At 44.0% G+C, this 18,084-nt stretch carries 23 protein-coding genes; 12 read left to right on the top strand and 11 right to left on the bottom strand.

Translation table 11 applies throughout. The features are described 5' to 3' along the window. Window position 1: 1 nt before the first annotated feature. Entirely contained in the window at window positions 2–601 is a 600-nt protein-coding gene (locus Q0H92_RS07805; RefSeq protein ID WP_296013630.1) for a master DNA invertase Mpi family serine-type recombinase, read from the bottom strand. Window positions 602–808: 207 nt separating this feature from the next. On the opposite strand from Q0H92_RS07805, the gene Q0H92_RS07800 reads away from it, so the two are divergent. Together Q0H92_RS07800 and Q0H92_RS07795 are read left to right on the top strand one after the other, a co-directional pair. Further along, the gene (locus Q0H92_RS07800) at window positions 809–2,011 is read left to right on the top strand and encodes an ATP-binding protein (RefSeq protein ID WP_296013629.1); all 1,203 of its coding nucleotides are present in this window, start codon (window positions 809–811) and stop codon (window positions 2,009–2,011) included. A 9-nt stretch (window positions 2,012–2,020) separates the two neighbouring features. Next, the gene (locus tag Q0H92_RS07795; protein ID WP_296013628.1) at window positions 2,021–2,479 is read left to right on the top strand and encodes a GNAT family N-acetyltransferase; all 459 of its coding nucleotides are present in this window, start codon (window positions 2,021–2,023) and stop codon (window positions 2,477–2,479) included. Between the two features lie 316 nt (window positions 2,480–2,795). On the opposite strand, the gene Q0H92_RS07790 is transcribed toward Q0H92_RS07795, so the two are convergent. Both Q0H92_RS07790 and Q0H92_RS07785 read right to left on the bottom strand, forming a co-directional pair. Further along, window positions 2,796–3,245: a GNAT family N-acetyltransferase gene (locus Q0H92_RS07790; protein ID WP_296013627.1), complete on the bottom strand. Its 450-nt coding sequence runs from the start codon at window positions 3,243–3,245 to the stop codon at window positions 2,796–2,798. Window positions 3,246–3,287: 42 nt separating this feature from the next. Continuing rightward, the gene (locus Q0H92_RS07785; protein ID WP_296013626.1) at window positions 3,288–3,776 is read right to left on the bottom strand and encodes a prolyl-tRNA synthetase associated domain-containing protein; all 489 of its coding nucleotides are present in this window, start codon (window positions 3,774–3,776) and stop codon (window positions 3,288–3,290) included. A gap of 69 nt (window positions 3,777–3,845) precedes the next feature. On the opposite strand from Q0H92_RS07785, the gene Q0H92_RS07780 reads away from it, so the two are divergent. Then, window positions 3,846–4,358: a GNAT family N-acetyltransferase gene (locus tag Q0H92_RS07780; RefSeq protein WP_296013625.1), complete on the top strand. Its 513-nt coding sequence runs from the start codon at window positions 3,846–3,848 to the stop codon at window positions 4,356–4,358. A gap of 775 nt (window positions 4,359–5,133) precedes the next feature. Beyond that, entirely contained in the window at window positions 5,134–5,631 is a 498-nt protein-coding gene (locus Q0H92_RS07775) for a GNAT family protein (RefSeq protein ID WP_296013624.1), read from the top strand. Between the two features lie 277 nt (window positions 5,632–5,908). Here Q0H92_RS07775 and Q0H92_RS07770 read toward each other — a convergent pair whose 3' ends face one another. Then, on the bottom strand, window positions 5,909–7,837 hold the full coding sequence (locus Q0H92_RS07770; RefSeq protein WP_296013623.1) for a heavy metal translocating P-type ATPase: 1,929 nt from the start codon (window positions 7,835–7,837) through the stop codon (window positions 5,909–5,911). Between the two features lie 14 nt (window positions 7,838–7,851). Then, on the bottom strand, window positions 7,852–8,070 hold the full coding sequence (locus Q0H92_RS07765; protein ID WP_296013622.1) for a cation transporter: 219 nt from the start codon (window positions 8,068–8,070) through the stop codon (window positions 7,852–7,854). Window positions 8,071–8,236: 166 nt separating this feature from the next. Between Q0H92_RS07765 and Q0H92_RS07760 the strand changes: the two genes are divergently transcribed. Then, window positions 8,237–8,962 carry a metalloregulator ArsR/SmtB family transcription factor gene (locus tag Q0H92_RS07760; protein WP_296013621.1) on the top strand — a complete coding sequence of 242 codons (726 nt, stop codon included), beginning with the start codon at window positions 8,237–8,239 and terminating at the stop codon, window positions 8,960–8,962. A 16-nt stretch (window positions 8,963–8,978) separates the two neighbouring features. Here Q0H92_RS07760 and Q0H92_RS07755 read toward each other — a convergent pair whose 3' ends face one another. The 5 genes from Q0H92_RS07755 to Q0H92_RS07735 all read right to left on the bottom strand — a co-directional run bounded on the left by Q0H92_RS07755 (window position 8,979) and on the right by Q0H92_RS07735 (window position 11,799). Beyond that, window positions 8,979–9,608 carry an NUDIX hydrolase N-terminal domain-containing protein gene (locus tag Q0H92_RS07755; protein ID WP_296013620.1) on the bottom strand — a complete coding sequence of 210 codons (630 nt, stop codon included), beginning with the start codon at window positions 9,606–9,608 and terminating at the stop codon, window positions 8,979–8,981. Then, a complete protein-coding gene (locus Q0H92_RS07750; RefSeq protein ID WP_296013619.1) occupies window positions 9,605–10,057 on the bottom strand; it encodes a GNAT family N-acetyltransferase in 453 nt (150 codons plus the stop codon). Before Q0H92_RS07750 ends, Q0H92_RS07755 begins: the two co-directional genes overlap by 4 nt. Continuing rightward, entirely contained in the window at window positions 10,058–10,489 is a 432-nt protein-coding gene (locus Q0H92_RS07745; RefSeq protein WP_296013618.1) for a GNAT family N-acetyltransferase, read from the bottom strand. Continuing rightward, on the bottom strand, window positions 10,486–10,713 hold the full coding sequence (locus Q0H92_RS07740) for a hypothetical protein (RefSeq protein ID WP_296013617.1): 228 nt from the start codon (window positions 10,711–10,713) through the stop codon (window positions 10,486–10,488). Before Q0H92_RS07740 ends, Q0H92_RS07745 begins: the two co-directional genes overlap by 4 nt. Window positions 10,714–10,938: 225 nt before the next feature. Then, complete coding sequence (locus Q0H92_RS07735) at window positions 10,939–11,799, bottom strand: hypothetical protein (protein ID WP_296013615.1); 861 nt, start codon at window positions 11,797–11,799, stop codon at window positions 10,939–10,941. A gap of 159 nt (window positions 11,800–11,958) precedes the next feature. Here Q0H92_RS07735 and Q0H92_RS07730 point away from each other — a divergent pair, with 159 nt between their 5' ends. The 7 genes from Q0H92_RS07730 to Q0H92_RS07700 all read left to right on the top strand — a co-directional run bounded on the left by Q0H92_RS07730 (window position 11,959) and on the right by Q0H92_RS07700 (window position 16,407). Then, window positions 11,959–12,696 carry a hypothetical protein gene (locus tag Q0H92_RS07730; RefSeq protein ID WP_296013614.1) on the top strand — a complete coding sequence of 246 codons (738 nt, stop codon included), beginning with the start codon at window positions 11,959–11,961 and terminating at the stop codon, window positions 12,694–12,696. Between the two features lie 51 nt (window positions 12,697–12,747). After that, entirely contained in the window at window positions 12,748–13,032 is a 285-nt protein-coding gene (locus tag Q0H92_RS07725; RefSeq protein WP_296013613.1) for a type II toxin-antitoxin system RelE/ParE family toxin, read from the top strand. Next, window positions 13,004–13,321, top strand: a complete 318-nt coding sequence (locus Q0H92_RS07720; protein ID WP_296013612.1) for a HigA family addiction module antitoxin — start codon at window positions 13,004–13,006, stop codon at window positions 13,319–13,321. Before Q0H92_RS07725 ends, Q0H92_RS07720 begins: the two co-directional genes overlap by 29 nt. Before the next feature lie 3 nt (window positions 13,322–13,324). Beyond that, complete coding sequence (locus tag Q0H92_RS07715; protein WP_296013611.1) at window positions 13,325–13,939, top strand: C39 family peptidase; 615 nt, start codon at window positions 13,325–13,327, stop codon at window positions 13,937–13,939. 271 nt (window positions 13,940–14,210) lie between these two features. Beyond that, complete coding sequence (locus tag Q0H92_RS07710; protein WP_296013610.1) at window positions 14,211–14,768, top strand: GNAT family N-acetyltransferase; 558 nt, start codon at window positions 14,211–14,213, stop codon at window positions 14,766–14,768. Beyond that, window positions 14,758–15,213: a GNAT family N-acetyltransferase gene (locus Q0H92_RS07705; RefSeq protein WP_296013609.1), complete on the top strand. Its 456-nt coding sequence runs from the start codon at window positions 14,758–14,760 to the stop codon at window positions 15,211–15,213. Before Q0H92_RS07710 ends, Q0H92_RS07705 begins: the two co-directional genes overlap by 11 nt. Before the next feature lie 45 nt (window positions 15,214–15,258). Then, complete coding sequence (locus tag Q0H92_RS07700; protein ID WP_296013608.1) at window positions 15,259–16,407, top strand: acyltransferase; 1,149 nt, start codon at window positions 15,259–15,261, stop codon at window positions 16,405–16,407. A gap of 286 nt (window positions 16,408–16,693) precedes the next feature. On the opposite strand, the gene Q0H92_RS07695 is transcribed toward Q0H92_RS07700, so the two are convergent. After that, window positions 16,694–18,046: an MFS transporter gene (locus Q0H92_RS07695; protein WP_296013606.1), complete on the bottom strand. Its 1,353-nt coding sequence runs from the start codon at window positions 18,044–18,046 to the stop codon at window positions 16,694–16,696. Between the last annotated feature and the right edge of the window lie 38 nt (window positions 18,047–18,084).

The following is an 18,084-nucleotide window of genomic DNA, read 5'->3' as shown; positions in this document are numbered from 1 at the left end:
TTTACTTCATTTTTCCAAGAAATCTTGCAAGTGTATTCCGGTCAACCTTAAACTTTTTGGCAATCTGACGTTGGGAAATTCCAAAAGCGAGCATCTCATCTATAATTTCCCTTTTTCCATACAGTTTGTGTTTTAAAGGGGAAGTTTTCCGACCTTTTGGCCGGCCAAGACTTATTCCTTCCGCCTTTTTCAGTTTCAACGCTTCCTTTGTCCGCTGGCTAATCAAATTGCGCTCGATTTCCGCGCTCAGTCCAAACGCAAACGCCAAAACCTTGCTTTGAATGTCATCGCCAAGCCTGTAGTTGTCCTTTATTGTCCAAACCTTGCAGTCTTTTTTCATGCAGATTGAAAGGATTTCCATAATCATGAACAGGCTTCTTCCAAGCCGGCTAAGTTCCGCGCAGATTATCAGATCGCCGCTCTGAACATGATTCAGCAGGACTCCGAGCTTGCGCTTGTCATAGTTTTTTGTTCCGCTGATTGTCTCTTCTATCCAGCCGTCAATCTCAAGATTTTCCTTCTTGCAGAAATTGAAGATTTCAAAACGCTGATTTTCAACCGTCTGCTTGTCCGTGCTCACGCGGATATAACCATAAATCATTTTGTACCTCCATGACTGTTGTAAAATAAAGCTATAATCCACCTCAGAAAGAATCTACAGCCGACTTAAAAACGACATGAAAATCGGAATCATCAAGGGAATTGCCGTATCAAGTACGACAATGACATTTAGAAGTTAACAAAGAGTTTGGAATATATTCCAAACTATTGCTTGTTTTTACAAAAACTTTGGAATATAATCCAAACTATGAATGATATTCTTCGTCTGGAATTTTTAGAAAAACTCAAAACTTACAAGGATAAGCACATCATCAAGGTGATTACTGGAATCCGCCGCTGCGGAAAATCAACCCTGATGAAAATGTTCCGCAATTGTCTTCTTGAAAGCGGAATTTCCGCAGAGCAAATCATCTTCCTGAACTTTGAGGACTTCGACAATTACGAGCTTTTGGACCCGAAATCACTTTATGAATTTCTGAAAACTAAAATTCAAAAAGACAAAATGACTTACATTTTTTTCGATGAAATTCAAAATGTAACGGATTTTCAGCGGGTTGTGGACAGCCTTTTTCTGAACGAAAAAATCGACATCTATATAACAGGCTCGAACGCATACCTTCTTTCGGGAGAGCTTGCAACGCTGCTTTCAGGAAGATACATAACGATTGAAATGCTTCCGCTTTCGTTCAAGGAATTTGCCTCCGCGCAGAATCCGTCGCTGTCGCTTTCCGAAAAATACAGGCTTTACGTTGAGCAAAGCTCGTTCCCCTACACGCTGAACCTTGACGGCGACAAAAATGAAATTCTCGACTATCTCGGCGGAGTTTACAGCACAATCGTCCTGAAAGATGTTGTCTCGCGCTATAAAATCAGCGACACAAAAATGCTTGAAAGCGTTGTGCGGTTTATTTTTGACAGCATAGGAAGTCCCGTCTCGACAAAGAAAATCACGGACACAATGGTTTCGTCAGGAAGAAAAATCGACTCAAAGACAATCGAAAAATACATCACGGCCTTGCAGGACTGCTACATTGTCTACGAGGCAAAACGCTACGACGTTAAAGGCAAACAGTATCTTAAGCTTCTCGAAAAATATTACGCTGTTGACATTGGACTTCGCTACTTGCTTTTGGGGCAGAAAGCGAACGACACAGGCCACATTCTTGAAAATGTGGTTTATCTTGAGCTGATTAGGCGAGGCTACAAAGTCTATGTCGGAAAAATCGGCGACATGGAAATCGACTTCGTCGCACAAAATCAGGAAGGAAACACGTACATTCAAGTTTCGGCGAGCGTAAGGGATGAAAACGCGCTTCAAAGGGAACTCCGGCCTCTCCAGCTTGTGCGCGACAGCTACCCCAAGCTGCTTTTGACGCTGGACGACGACCCGACCGCCGACTTTGACGGAATCAAGCGGATAAACGCAGTTGAATGGCTTATGGGAACTTAAATAAAAAAAATGACAGTCTTAATCGAAGAAATTAGAAAATCTGAACGCTCGGCGGAACTTGTGCAGAATCTTTTGGAGATTTGGGAAAAATCTGTTCGGGCGACGCACACATTTTTATCGGACGAGGAAATTCTGAAAATCAAGGAATATGTTCCAGGCGCAATTTGCTGTGTTGAGACGCTTTTGGTTTTGCGTGAAAAAGGCGAAAATTTTCAAAGATTAGGATTTATGGGAATCGGAGGCAGAAAAATCGAAATGATTTTTCTTTCGTCTGACGCGCACGGAAAAGGATTCGGCAAAATGCTTGTTCAGCATGGAATCAAAAATTTTTTTGCAGATAAAGTTACCGTAAACGAGCAGAATCCTAATGCAAAAAGATTTTATGAACACCTCGGGTTCAAGACGTACAAGACAAGCGCGACCGATGAGCAGGGAAATCCGTTTCCGATTGCATTTATGAAATTATAAAAGAATGCGTAACGTTTCGTAAAATCACGCCAGTTCAGCAAGCGTTAAAATAACGCTGAATGAAAGCGCGTTCGGTCAGAAAAAATCAAAATAACGTTTTACGGAATTACGTCAATTCATCGAACGTCATCATAACGTTTTTCAAAATTGCTTCAGTTTGCGGTGCGTTATCGTAATGTTTTTTAAAATCACGCCAGTTCACGGAACGTTAAAACAACACTTCAAGAAATTGCGTCAGTTCAAAGAACGTTATGATAATGCGAACAAAAGACACGCCGGGCGTAGCATAAATTTTCCGTTTTCTAAAACAGTTTTCTTATCCTTTCCTGAAAAATATGAATGAAAGCCCTGTCGGCTCGGACTGTTCCTTGTACGGCTTGTATCCTGCCTGAGTGTACAGGGCGATGTTCGTCCAGCTTTTTGAGCACGTGTACAATTCTTTTTGCGCGGAAGGAAAGAGCCTGTCGATTTCTTCAAGAAGCCTCTTTGCAAATCCTTTTCGGCGGAAGTCCGGATGAACCATCAGCCGCCCGACATTTATTTTGCCGTTCTCTTCTTTATAGCGGATTGCGCCGATGATTTTTCCGTCGTCATTTACAAGCTTGAGCGTTCTCCAGCTGCTGAAGTCAGCCGAATTTTCCTGCGCCGTTTCTGTAAGAGCCGGAACATCGCGGCTTCCAATCATTTCAGCCTCGCTTTCAAAAGAGAGCAGCTGCAGCGCGAAAAGCTCTGGAATATCGTTTTTGTCCGCCGGAATTATCTTCATATTTTCCTCCAATGTTCTGCCCGAAACTGCGTTTCTGACAAATCACAGTTCACTCAGTTCCACTGCGTTTCCGTTTTCTCTTATCAGATTAATCAAATCGGCTGTTTTTAGCCAGACGGTCGCGGTGTTTTCGTTCGGGTGGATTCCAATCAGCCCGGGAGGCTCAAGAAAATCCTTGTCCAAGAAAAATTTCACCTTGCGGCCGGTGCCGTTCAAAAGTCCTAGCGGAGTTACAGAGCCGGGTGTGAGCTTCAGAAAATTCATCAGGTCTTCTGCGCTTGCAAAAGAGAGCGGCCGGGTTCCGTGGGATTTACGGAATTCTTTTAGGTCAACGCGCTTGTTTCCTTTTACGGTAATCAGAAAATATTCGCGTTTTTTGTCGTCGCGCACAAAAAGATTTTTCGCGTCACATTCCGGGTGAGGCAGCGCAACATCGCAGATTTCGTCCATGCTGAAAACCGCCTTGTGCTCGGTGACTTCGTATTCAATGTTTTCCGCGTTCAAAAAATCGTAGGTTTCCTGTTTCGTCATGATTTTAAAATTATAGCAGGATTTTGGGGAATTGTTTGCATCCGCCGAAATTTTTGCTAAAATCTTCCTATGAAAATAAAAAAATGCGGTTTAGATGATGTTCTTGATTTGCAGAAAATATACCGTCAGACTTTTTATGAGACTTTCTCGGAGCAAAATTCCGAAGAAGATATGAGAAAATTTTTGGACGAGGCGTACAGCGAGGAAAAACTGAAATCCGAGCTTGAGAACGAAGAATCAGAAACGTTTCTTGCAGTGGAAAATCAAAAAACTCTCGGTGTTCTGAAAATCAACACTGGAAATGCGGAAACGGAATCCGGCTTGGAAAATTCTCTTGAAATTCAGCGGATTTATGTACTGAAAGAATCAAAAGGGCTTGGAATCGGAACGGCTTTTATGAATCTTGCCGAAAAAAAGGCACGGGAGCTTGGAGTTTCTTTTATTTGGCTTGGCGTTTGGGAGAAAAATTTTCCTGCGCAGAAATTCTACACGGACAAAGGCTTTAGAAAATTCAGCGGGCATGCTTTTGTTGTAGGCGATGATGTCCAGACTGATTTTCTGATGAAAAAAGAGCTTTCTTGATTCAGTTTCATTCCACCTTAAACACATCCAGCTACGCGTTAGGGCATGTAAGCCCGAAGTTCTGGAGCGGAACGAAGTGTTCGCACGAAGCGAAGCGGAAGAATGAGCGTTAGCGAAGGCTGGAACGCCCGGCCCGACGTTTTCCGCCAAAGTCAATTATTCTGCGGAAGACGACTCCGCCACGGATGGCGGATTAGGGCAAATGCTCCCTAGAAAAGCGAAGCTTCTCGAACGACAGGATGTCGGGAAACGCCCGAAAAAAAACCTTGACTTGAGGTAAAATTTAAAAAAGAGATACGATTTTATTTGTCGAAAAGTATGCGGAACAAATAAGCTTAATTTTTTTTGCATAAAATATTGTTGAGGCAGAAAAATGAATTTAGATGAATCTATTAACGAAGTGAAAAAAGTGTTTTTTTGATACCAAAAAGATAAAATGTGAAGACTGTAAATACAAGACATTCTCAACGAATATGAAAATAACAGATTTTCTAAAATTTTTAAACCGGCAATAACTTTTGTTCGGAAGTATAATTGCTTCTATAATGGCAATGGTTGATTCATGTGGCAAAAATGCAAAAGAAAAACAGTTGATACGTTTTCTTGATAAATACATAAAGGAAAAGAAATGGGAATCAGTTCATAGTAAATAGTTTACAAAACTGTGGAAAGAATATAAAAGACAAAATGAGCAAGCACGAAAAGTTTTGGAATTATGCTGAAAACAAAACCGTTTCATTTTAAAAACTCAGCAAAAACAATGAGAGGCAAAAAGTTGGATTCAGAAAAAATAACTTTGCGTGAATACGAAAGTAACGATGCAAAAACGATTGTAACTTGGCTCAAAGACGAATATGCGTTTAGGCAATGGTGCGCGGACCGCTACGGAAATTTTCCAATAACGGCGGACGACATGAATGTGCTTTACGAAAAAGGCGGAGTTATGCCGTTTACTTTTTGCTGCGGAAACGAAATTGCGAGGCATTTCATAATTCGTTATCCGAGTGCAAAGCGTGATGAGGTTCGGCTTGGATTTGTGATTGTTGACGATAAAAAACGTGGTCAGGGCTTCGGAAAAAAAATGATTCAGCTTGCCTTGAAATATGCTGCGGAAAATCTGCGCGCAAAAAAAGTTTCGCTTGGTGTTTTTGAAAACAATCCCGGCGCGCTCAAATGCTACAAGTCCTGCGGATTCAAGGAAGTTTCAGAATCAGCTTACACTTGTTTTGGCGAGCGATGGAAAAGCATTGAGATGGAAATCAGTTTGGAATAGGGCAGTGAGATTCTGTCAGAGTGCGACTTTGTGCAAGGTGATGTGCGGAAGTGGTACAGCGTAATGTACCGAACTGATACAAGGCGATGTGCAGTTGTGATACAGCTTAATGTATCATGCTGGTACAAGGTAATTTATGGAATTGATACACTGGAATGTATCATGTTGGTGCAAGAAAAGATTCCCCGACACGTGCCGGGGGAATGACAGGCAGCCAGCCGCGATAATGACAGGGCGGCTGCCCAATAAAAAACTCAGCCAAAGCCGTGGGTTTCTCCTACAGCCTCTTCACGTTCAGAGCGCGGACGGCGTTCAGGACTGCCAGAACCATTACGCCCACATCGGCGAAGATTGCAAGCCACATATTCGCGATTCCCAGCGCGCCGAGCACAAGACAGGCGAACTTGATTGCGAGCGCGAACGTGATGTTCTGATAGACGATTCCGATGCACTTGCGCGATATTCTGATTGCCTTTGCGATTTTGAGCGGATCGTCGTCCATGAGTACAACGTCAGCGGCTTCAATTGCTGCGTCTGAGCCCATCGCGCCCATCGCAATTCCTATGTCGGCACGAGAGAGCACCGGCGCGTCGTTTATTCCGTCGCCCACGAACGCAAGCACATCGTTCTTTCCTTTTTCTGAAATCAGCTTTTCAACCTGATTCACCTTGTCCGCCGGAAGAAGCTCTGAGTGAACCTCATCGATTCCAAGATCAGCTGCGACTTTCTCCGCAACCTTTTTCGCGTCTCCGGTGAGCATTACGGTCTTTGCGACTCCTGCCTTTTTGAGTGCGGAAAGAGCTTCCCTTGATGTCGGCTTTTCAACGTCGGAAATCACGATGTGTCCGGAATATTCTCCGTCAATCGCCACGTGGATTATCGTTCCGACCGAATGGCATTCCGTCGCGTCGATTCCGAGCTTTTTCATCAGCTTGAGGTTTCCGGCAGCGACTTTGTGTCCGTCAACTTTTGCGGTGATTCCGTGTCCGCTGATTTCCTCGATGTCCGTGACCCGGCTTCTGTCGATTTCCTTTCCGTAGGCTGCCTGAAGGCTTCTGCTGATCGGGTGGGAAGATGCGCACTCCGCGAACGCCGCGTATTCAATCAGCTTCGCCTCGTCAATCTTGCTGTGGTGAACCGCCGTAACTTCAAAGACTCCGCGGGTCAGCGTTCCTGTCTTGTCGAACACGACGATTTTTGACTTTGAGAGCGTCTCAAGGTAGTTCGAGCCTTTTATAAGCACGCCTTCCTTGCTTGCACCTCCAAGTCCTGCAAAAAAGCTGAGCGGAATGCTGATTACAAGCGCACACGGACAGCTGATTACTAGGAAGGTGAGCGCGCGGTAAATCCAGTCGCTCCAGTTTGGATCTGATTTTGCGATGAGGCAGACGAGCGGCGGAAGAACGGCAAGGGCTAGCGCGCTGTAGCAGACCGCAGGCGTGTAGACTCTTGCGAACTTTGAGATGAATTCCTCCGACTTGGATTTTCTTGAGCTGGCGTTCTCCACAAGCTCCAGGATTTTTGAGACGGTTGACTCGCCGAATTCCTTTGTCGTCCTGACTTTGAGTACGCCTGTCATGTTTATGCTTCCGCTGATGACTTCCATTCCAGAACTGGCATCCCGCGGAAGGCTTTCACCTGTGAGTGCGCTTGTGTTCAGCGTTGAGTTTCCTTCTATTATAATGCCGTCAATCGGAACTTTTTCTCCGGGCTGAACCACAATCACAGTTCCCGGCGCGACTTCGGAAGGGTCAACCTGAACAAGCTTTCCGTCCTTTTCGATGTTCGCGTAGTCCGGGCGGATGTCCATAAGGTCCGTGATGTTCTTGCGGCTTTTTCCGACCGCATAGCTTTGGAAGAATTCTCCAATCTGGTAGAAAAGCATTACGGCGACCGCCTCGTTGCAGTCGTCAATCAGAAGAAGATTTCCGTGCGCGTTGTAGACTGCAAGCGCGAACGCTCCCACGGTTGCAACTGCCATCAGAAAATTCTCGTCGAAGACCTGACGGTTTAAGATTCCTTTTCCGGCTTTCTTGAGGATGTCGTATCCGATTATCAGATAGTCAGCCACGTAGAGAATCATCTTGAGCGGAACTTTGCCCGGAATGGCGGCGAACACGTTCAGCCGGTCAAGCACGTTCAGAACCAAAAGCAGCGCAAACGCCACAATGATTCTTGCAAGCATTTTCTTCTGTTTCTTCTTCATAATTCTTCCTTGTGTTACAGTTCAATCTCGCAGTCGTCCTCGACTTTCTTGCACGCCTTGAGGACTGCCTTCATAACTTTCTTGTCGTCCTGTCCGTCGTCGAATTCCACTGTCATTTTCTGAAGCATGAAATTCACGCTGGCATCCTTTACGCCTTCAACAGTTTTTGCAGCGTCTTCCATTTTAAGAGCGCAGCTCGCGCAGTCAACTTCAATCTTGTAAGTCTTTTTCATGTTTTCCTCCAGAAATGTCGGTTCTGTTTATTCCTTCGATTAAGCGGTTGTTTAATCTTTATGTTCAAGATATAATCCAAAGCGGATATTTGCAAGAGCGGCGGAAGATTTATTTCCTTTTCGGAAAAACAAATTTCCGTTTGGAACGCTGAATGGGAGGCGTAAAATGAAGCTTGTTCACGTGCATAACGACTATTTCAATCTGGACTTGCTGAAGGAGATTCTTTCCGATGGAAACGCCGTGAGGGAGTCTGCGGAATGTTTTGCGGTTTTTTCCGATGAGGTTCGCGTGCAGATTTTTATGCTGCTGTGCCATACTAAGCAGTGTGTTTTGAACATTGCGGATTTTATGGAAATGACTGCGCCTGCCGTGTCTCATCATCTGAAAATCTTAAAGGATGCGGAACTGATTGAAAGCTGGCGTGACGGCAAAGAGGTTTTTTATTCAGCGTCGGATTCGGAAAAGGGCCGCACGATGCACGAAATCATAGAAAGGCTGATGAAGACAAACTGCCCGGACTTTGAGACAAAGCATGAGAAAATAAACGAGCATTCGGAATTTCAGGACAGGCAGATTGAGACAGTGAAGAAAGTCCACGACTTTATGTGCGAGCATATTTCCGAGCGGTTCACGATTGAAGACCTTGCGCGCAGATTCGGCATGAACACGACGACGCTCAAAACTGTTTTCAAGGACGTATATGGAACTTCTCTTGCCTCGCATATCAAGGAACACCGCATGGAAAAGGCTGCGGAACTCCTTGCCAAAACTGACCTTTCAATAAGTGAAGTTGCTTTGCAGGTTGGCTATGAGAGCCAGGGCAAATTCAGCGCGACCTTCAAGGAATTCTACAACATGATTCCAAGCGAGTACAAGAAAGAAAAGCGGTGAGGCGAGGGGAATTTTTTTAGTCCAGCTGTGTTTGCCAATTTTTATTTTCGTAAGCGGCAAAGCACATTTTTATCTGCTCAAGATTATTTTTTTCTTCCGCAAGATTCAGACTGGAAATTTCTTCAAGTGAAAAGTAGCGGCTTTCTGTTGTCTCGATGTTCGCCGTGAAGTTTCCGTCTTTTTTTATTGAGCAGAGAATGAAGATTTTGCAGATTTTCCAAGCGTAGACTGGCTTGTTGTGTTTTTCTCTGTCCTGAACCGCAATCACTTTTTCCGCGCTTACTTCGATTCCGGCTTCCTCAAGAACTTCTTTTTCTGCATTTTCTTTGACCGAGCAATCAGCATCGCACCAGCCGCCGGGAAGAGACCAAGTTCCGTTGTTTTCTTTTACGAGCAGAATTTTTGAGTTTTTGAAAACTGCCGCACGAGTGTCAATTTTTGGAGTCTGATAGCCAGTTTCATTGCAGAAAAGTTCCGTTGCTTTTTCAAGCGGAATTTCAGTTTTGTGCGCAATAATTTCCGCAGAGATTTTTCTGATTTCCTCGTAGCGTTCCTTGTCGAACTTCTCCTTTCCGTAAGTGAGTCCGGCCTGCGCTATGCTCTGGAGTTTTACTGCCCAGTCAAGCCAAATATTTTCCCCGCTCATTTTTCCTCCCGGTTTCTTAGCATTTCCGCGCCGCTGATTACTTTGTTGCGGTAGGTGATGTCGGTGCGTTTTGTAAAGCCGTGATTTTCCCAGAATGTGTTTCCGCTTTCATTGTCGGAAAAGACTAGCAGGGCGACTTTAGCGATTCCCTGTTTTTTGAGCGCGTCCGTTGCGGCTTGGAGCATGGCGGTTGCGATTCCGCGTCTTCTGAATTGGGGAAGAACCGCCGTGTGGTAAATGTAGCCACGCCTGCCGTCGTGTCCTGCGATGAGCGTTCCGGCAAAAGTTCCGTCTGTTTCTGCAACAAAGCACGTCTTGGGATTACGGCGCAGAAAACGGACAATGCCTTTTTTTGTGTCGTCAATGCTGTTCAAGCCCATGCTCGGAATGTTCTGCCAAAGTTCAAGGCATTTTTTCCAGTCGTGTTTTTTCATAACCCTGATTTTCATTTATTCCGCCTTGCACATCAGTTTGAGCCTCTGCGATTCGTCGTAGTCAAAGCCGAATTTTTCGTAGAACGGAATTTTGTCCGGCTCGGCGCAGAGTTCCACGAAAATGTTTGTTCCGCTCACGCCGTTTTTTCTGATAAAGTTCAAAAGCTCGTCAATCAGAAGCCTTCCGATTCCCATTTTCTGATATTCGGGGCGGACAACAACGTCCTTGATGAAGTAGTCCAGTCCCAAGTCGCCGAGCATCCGCGCCATGCCGACGATTTTTCCGCCGTCAAAAACTGAGACGCGGAACAGAGTGTTTTTCATCGCAAGCTCCGTCTGTTCGGGCGAAGGACCTGCTCCCCAAACCGTTTCCCAAAGCTCGATAAACTGAGAAGCCGTAAGCTCATTGTATTTTATTGTAAGATTTTCTGTTGATTTTGCGGTCATTCCTTTTTTTCCTTGTCATCGTCATTTTTGTTTCTGGTTAGATAGAATGTGCCCAGGCAGAAATTCGCGACGCCTAAGCAAAGCCAAATTACGCTGCTAGAAAAACCGCTTTTGAGCATTCTTATTGTAAAAATGATGAAAAATCCCACCGCAACCAAATAGTATAAAATTGAAAGTTTTTTGTTCATTCCTGTCTCCTTGAAAGTTTTTATAGTATATTTCATTACGGTGGATTTTGACAAGCTAACATCGTTATTTTTTTGTTTCCGACTTCAACAAAAACTTTAGATGTCATTTCCTTGCTTGACAAGGGAATCTATTGAATGTTTTTTACCGAGATTGTTGGATTAAGTCCGACAATGACAAATCGCTAAACTGACAATGAAAATAAAAAAGGCTGCCCGGTTGGACAGCCTTTTTTAGCAACTATAAAATGCTATTTTTTAACCTTACTGTTTTATGTATTCATCGCAGTCAAGGTCAAAAATGAATTCGTAGTCTGTGCCTGTTTTCATGCTGTCTGATGACAATGTGCTAGGAAGCTTTGAGAATTTAATTGTGATGTATCCGTTTGCTTTGTTTCGTCTATCATCACCATTCAATTCTTTTAAAGTTTTTGTTGCTTTTGCTTTTACTGTGTATGAACCTTCAATTTCTTTACCAGAGAAAGTTTTTGCGCTTGCATCTACTTCGATGTCCCAGCCATCTTTTATGGCGCCATTTATTTCTATTTCTTCACTATCAAATTTTGCTCTAATTGTAGTTTCCGTCGCACACTGAAAATTAGAATTCTTTACATCTTCGTCATCAGCAAAGTAGTCGCCCAAAAGAATGTTTCCGTTGTCCTTTACGAAATAGCACATTGTAGTTGTTTCTGCAAACATATCCTCATCGCCGAAAAATTCTTTTGCTTCTTCAACAGTGCATTTTTCATATTCTGCAAAATATTTATATACATCATTCATTGAAGTCATTTTTGTGCCATCGCAAGTCCAAGAAACAACTTTCAAATAAAGAAGTCCTTTATCTGCATTGTAAGTGTAGTTGTATTCCGTTATTTTTGTTTCTTCTGATTCGCCTGTTTCCTGTTCAACTTTTGTTTCTGTAACAGTGCTGTCTTTAAATGCGTAAGTGACTGTTTTTGTCTCGTCGTCATCTGACTTTGTGTACTTGTAAGAGTTTCCGGCAAGAACGTTTTCTCCTACAGAGCCATTGTCGTCATCATCATCACTGCCGCTAGAGCAAGACGCGAATACGAACGCAAATGCAAGAAGCATAAGCGCTGTGCAAATTTTTTTCAAAGCTTTCATAAAAAGCCTCCTTATAAAAAATAAAATATGCGGCATTTTACATCGGGGGGGGAGTGTCAAGTGCTTATATAAAAAAAGTGAAAATTTCTTTTTCTTGACGTGATGCTGCTGTCTGCTATATAATTACTAATCAAGTTAGTTTTTAAAAGGGAAGCAAAGATGAACAAAACATGGTCAGAACTCAACAAGAGAATGCAAATTCAGCTTAAAAAAGAAGCGACTTTTACAGACGGAATTGCAACGCTTTTTGAACTGAGGAAAGAACTTATACAGGTTGCGGACGGATTTTTCCTCGACTTGAGCTGCGAGGAGTTCTGCGCGATTCCCTTTTTGAACGCGGAAGGCTACCATTCAAAGACGGTCGCATATTCGCTCTGGCACATTTTCAGAATTGAGGACATTGTAGCGAACACGCTGATTGCAGGGGAACTGATTGCTGGCGAAAAAGCTGGTGATGAAACGGCAGGACTTGGCACGAAACATTCCGAACCGACCGAACATTTTTTCGGTGAACAGGTTTTCTTTTGCGGAAACTACAAGGAACGCACAAAAAGCCCGATTATCACGACCGGAAACGAACTTGTAAAACAGCAGATTGCAGACTTTTCGCGCCAGCTGAACCTTGACGAGCTTCAAAACTACATTCACGAAGTCAAGGCCCGAACTGAAAAAATTCTTTGTGCCCTTTCCTATTCCGACCTAAAGAAAAAAGTTTCCGCCGAACGCAGAAAAGAACTTGAATCACTGAACGTCGTCAGCACGGACGAAAGCGCCGCCTGGCTGATTGACTACTGGTGCGGCAAGGATTTCCGCGGACTTGTTCAAATGCCGTTTTCGCGCCACTGGATAATGCACATCGAGGCGGCTCTGCGGATTGCAGGGAAAGTGAGGAAGTAAAAAAATATTTTTCCCTTGACAAATACTTCTGACAAACGTTAGTATACATTTATGATTCGGACTTTTGCGGACGGGGAAACGGAGCTGATATTCAACGGAACAAGAAGCAGAAAACTTCCGCCTGAAATTCAAAATGCCGCACGAAGAAAACTCAGAATGATTTACGCCGCAAAAACCGTGGACGACCTGCGGATTCCGCTCGGAAACAGGCTTGAAAAACTTTTAGGAAATCTGGACGGATATTTTTCAGTTAGAATAAACGACCAGTGGCGGATAGTTTTTAAATTTGAAGATGGAGGTGCTGAAGATGTCGGAATACAAGATTATTACAGATGACAAGCTGCCTAACATTCACCCTGGCAAAATTTTGAAGGAAGAGTTCCTTGACCCGATGAATATCACGGCGTACCGGCTCGCAAAGGAAATCGACATTCCGCAGACAAGAATTTCCGAGATAATCCACGGGAAGCGTTCAATAACAGCCGACACGGCAATCAGGTTTTCAAAATTCTTTGGAACGACGGCGGAATTCTGGCTGAATCTTCAGAATCTCTACGATCTTGAGGAAGAGGAAAGCAAGCACTATGCGGAATTCTCCGCAATCAAGATGTACGCTTACGTTTAAGACATGAAACTGATTCTTCTTATCGCGGCAATTTCATTCCTCTCGTATTTTTTGACCACAACGATTGTTGATGTTGTTCTGATGGGGCGGCTTGATTTTTGTTTCAGTGCAAAAGCAAAGGCAAAGGAATTTCTTATCACAAAGGCGAACAGAATCGATTTTCAGGACGGATTCAAATGCTCAGGATTTTCTTCCGCGTTCGTGATGCGACACTGGGACATCAGCGTGGACGGAAATTCTGTCTACGAAAAAATGCCGAACAAAATGCGCGACGGCTACGTTTATCCAAAAGGAATCTTCAACTTTCTTTCTGAAAACGGATTCAAGGTAAAATACTGCCGAGGAAACCTGAACGCGCTGAAAAATGCGGTCGCCGCCGGAAACCCTGTAATCGTGCTGATAAAAATCCGAGCGGACAAAAACTGGCTCCACTACGTTCCAGTTGTTGGCTACGATGAGCAGAATATCTTTGTCGCAGAATCGCTTGCCGAACTTTCAAACTGCAACGAGCCGCATTATAATAGAAGAATTCCGGCAAAAGAATTCAAGAAACTCTGGAACACCGCAATGCCCAAAATGCCGCTGTATGCGAACACGTTTTTTACGGTGGAAAGATGATAAACTCACTCAAACAAATTAAAGACTGAAAATCGCACGGGAAACCGTAAACCGCAACATGAAAAAACTTCAGCAGGAAAAAATAATTCAGCGGCTCGGCGCGGACAAAAACGGCAGCTGGAAGATTTTACAATAAGCACAATGTTCTGTTTCCTAAATTCTTGACAAAACTAATCTTATTAGGTATATATTAACTAATTTAATTAGTTTTACAAAGAATTTCCGCAATCTCTGCGGAAATGGCAATTTTTCAGAATTTACAAGGATTCACATGGAAATCAGGTACGAAAAACTCAATCACGGAAATTTTGGCGGACATTCGCTCGATGATTTTATAAGGCATCAGACAATCACAGAATGCTGGCGGAACGTTGACGGCGAGCTGAAGCTTGTTCCGAACGATTTTACTGAGGACTGGACGGTTGAAAAATGCCGTGAAGTTGCCGCAGGAATTTCTTGCAGGCTGGAAAAGGACTTGTCGGCATTCGGGGCATTTTGCGGAAACCGCCTTGTGGGATTCGTAACGGTCGAGCACGAGATTTTCGGCAATTCGGCAAAGTACGTGAATCTTGAGCAGTTTCAGGTTTCACAGGATTTCCGCGGAAAAGGAACCGGGCGCAAGCTGTTCGCCCTCGCCTGCTCGGAAGCGAAAAATCTTGGTGCGCAAAAGCTCTACATTTCAGCCCATTCGTCAAAAGAAAGTCAGGCGGCGTACAAGGCTTTGGACTGCATTCCGGCTGTGGAAGTAAACGAAAAAATGGCGGCGGAAGAGCCGTTCGACATCCAGATGGAGTTTGCGCTGGAGCAGGAAAAAATATATGAAAATTGAATACAGAAAAGCGGATTTGGCAGACGCTGAACTGCTGACGAACATTTATGATTCTGCGTTTTATGACGATTATGTGAGATTCGGTGAATGTCCTGCTTACGGCAAGAGCAAAGCGGCGATGGAAAAATCCATATCGGAATATCCCAAGCTTATCATTTTATGTGATAGTGAGCCGGCCGGCTGTGTTTCCTGCAAAAAAATCTCCGACAGAATATATGAAATCGGCTGCCTGTGCGTTGTTCCAAAACTTCAGGGAAAAGGAATAGGAACACACGCGGTCAAATATGTAACATCGCTTTACAAGGACGCTGAAAAATTCACCTTAATCACGCCGATAGAAAAAAAGGAAAATGTAAAGTTCTACACAGAAAAATGCGGCTTCAAAATCGAGTCAACAGAAACAGACGGAAATGTAAAAGTGGCACGGCTTGTTTTAGAAAAATAAATTTAAGTTTTGCAACGAGGAACAGTCAGTTATTTTATTTGAGAGATGGATAAAACTTGCGGTTTGCTGCAACTTTTTGGATTGAAGGAAAGTTCAGAACGTGCAAATATGAGTGATGTGGGATTTTTACTGATAAAAAAAAGTGAATTTATGAAATCACGGATCAACTATATCGACAACTTAAGAACGGTTACAGTATCATTACTGATTATCTATCATGCAGCCATGGCCTACAATTCATGGGGCGAGGCGAATTATATATTCTTCGTAAGAGTCAATCCTATTGCATCAATAGTGGTGTTCATGTCGCCGTGGTTTATGCCTGTCATGTTTTTAATTGCCGGAGTGTCCGCATCATTTTCAATGAAAAAAAGGGGATGCGCGGATTTTATCAAAGAAAGATTCCAAAGATTGGGCATCCCATTTCTATTTGGCATTATATTTATCAATCCAATATTAAGCTTTGTTGCAGATAAATCGCATAATGGTTATGGCGGAAGCTATTTTGAGCATTACTCGGTATATTTTACCAGATTCACGGATTTAACAGGATATGACGGTGGATTTACGCTTGGTCATTTTTGGTTTATAGCGGTATTGATTGTGCTTTCCTGCATAGGTTGCGGCGTGATTAAAGCCATTGACTGCACAGTCGGGAATAACAGAAATGCGATGCTTATCGTAAACGTCATACTTGTGATTCTTGCGGTTGCTTCGTTTGATATAACGCTTTGGAGCAAGAAGATTCCTACATATTTGTGCATATATTTGCTTGGATATTATTTATTCAGCAGGCAGGATTTCACAGAAAAACTTGTAAGTTTCAAGTGGCTGTTCATCGTTGCATTTGCCTTGTTTTCCGCCATGAATGTGATTTTGTTTGTGTATGTTGAAGATTATCAATTACTGAATACGATTTGCAATTATCTGTCATTTGCGACAGGAATTCCGGTGCTCGTCTGTTTTGGAAAAACGTGTCTGGATTACACCGGCACAGTCAGCAGATACTGCGCAAAATTATCATACGTGTTCTATATTGTACACTTTCCAATCGTGGTTTTGTGCCAGTATTTTATTTCTTTGACGGGAGCAGGAAGTATATACAATTTTGTTTTATCCCTTGTAATATCATCAGTTGTAACGTGTGGCGTTTGTTGCATTATAGATAAAACTTTGAAAAGGAAAAATATTTGAATCCTTTCTGCGGTTCTTTAAAACCACTGCTTATTGACAGCCGAAAGGGAAGCTTATCATTATAATGATAGACACCCTATCCGCCTAATGATATGCCGCCTATCAGCATAATGACAGGCACTCTATCCGTGTAACGATAGGCGGCGAATCAGAAATCCTGCAATAGATCTTCGGGTCAAGCCCGAAGATGACAAGTTATGCCGGGCAATGATAGTCTGTGCTTTGTCATTCCCGGACTTAACTTTTTTGTCATTGCCGCGCTTGACGCGGCAATCCCGATTCAATCCTACTTTCTTTCCAGCTCCTCCTTTTCCAGCGCGCGGATTGAGCGGCTTGTTCTGAAGATTATGCAGACTGCGACTCCGGCGAACGCAATCACAAAGAAGAGCAGGGCAGCCCCGGAGCCTTTTCCGCTTCCGAAGACGCGCTCAAGGAATGTGCCTGCCGCGAATCTTGCCATGAACGGCTCGAACACTTTGTCCACAAGAAATCCGCCTAAGAAATATCCCGCCGGAATCGTGAAGAACTGGAACGTGTTCCGCACCGAATAGACACGCCCCTGAATCTCGTCCGGAACGCGCAGCCGCATGATTGCGTCAAGGTTCGTGCTCATCAGCGGAATCAGAATGTAGCCCAAAAATCCACCGACGCACCACACGAGCGGCGAACGTCCCAGCGCAAGCATGATGTTTTCCGTTCCCATCGAGATGAACAGGCACAAAAAGATTGTCCGCACACGGTTTTTCGGAGCCGGAACTGCCGACGCAAGAACGCTTCCTATCAGCATGGAAATTCCGATTACCGAGTTCACCATTCCAAGCGCTTTTTCTCCGCCTGTTCCTTTTGAGAGAACCATCGCCGGAAGAGCCGCGCTGTAAATCGAAGCAATCAGGTTGATTGACGAAAGAAACATTATCAGGCGCAAAAGTCCGCGCTCGTTTTTCAGGAACGAGATTCCGCCTTTTACAGAATCCATAAGGCTTGCTTTTTCCGCCTGATTTTCCGGAGCTGACTCCGCGTTTTCAGTTTTGATTTCCGCATTTATGTTCGGCTCAGGAATTTTTATGGCGAGCGCAAGGACAAGGAACGCCGCGGAAAAAGTCGCAAGGTCGATGGCGACAACCGCAGTCAGTCCGAAAATCCCGATGACCGCAGTCGCAATGACCGGCACGAAAATCGAATTCAAGGCGTTGGAAAAGTAGCGAAGTCCGCCCACGCGCTGATAGTGCTGTTTTGGCAGAATCCGCGAGACCGCAACTTCAGATGCAGGCGACTGAACCGTGTTCATCAGTCCGTTCACCGCGTTTATCAGGTAAAGATGCCAGATTTCAAGAAGCCCGTTTTTGAGCAGGATGAACATCACCACGGTTGAGACCGCCGCCACCGAATCGCAGACGAGCATTGTGGCTTTCTTGTTCCACCTGTCGCTGAGCGCGCCGGCAAAAATGCTGAGAATCACGTAAGGCGTGTAGGTTGAGACCATCAGAAGGGCTGTCATGAGCGCAGAGCCTTTCTGCGTGTAAGACCAGATGACAAGCGAATATGAAGTCATCGCGCTTCCGAATGAAGAGAAGGACTGTGTAATCCACAAAAGCAGGAACGTCCTCATTTCCCGCAGGATTTTCATAAAATTTTTCATAAGACTTTGCTCCATTTGATTTCATTTTTCTGATGAAA

This window comes from uncultured Treponema sp., from assembly GCF_934725225.1.
Classification (GTDB): domain Bacteria; phylum Spirochaetota; class Spirochaetia; order Treponematales; family Treponemataceae; genus Treponema_D.
The sequence above is the reverse complement of the archived record's forward strand: the minus strand, read 5'-3'. Positions and strand labels throughout refer to the sequence as shown.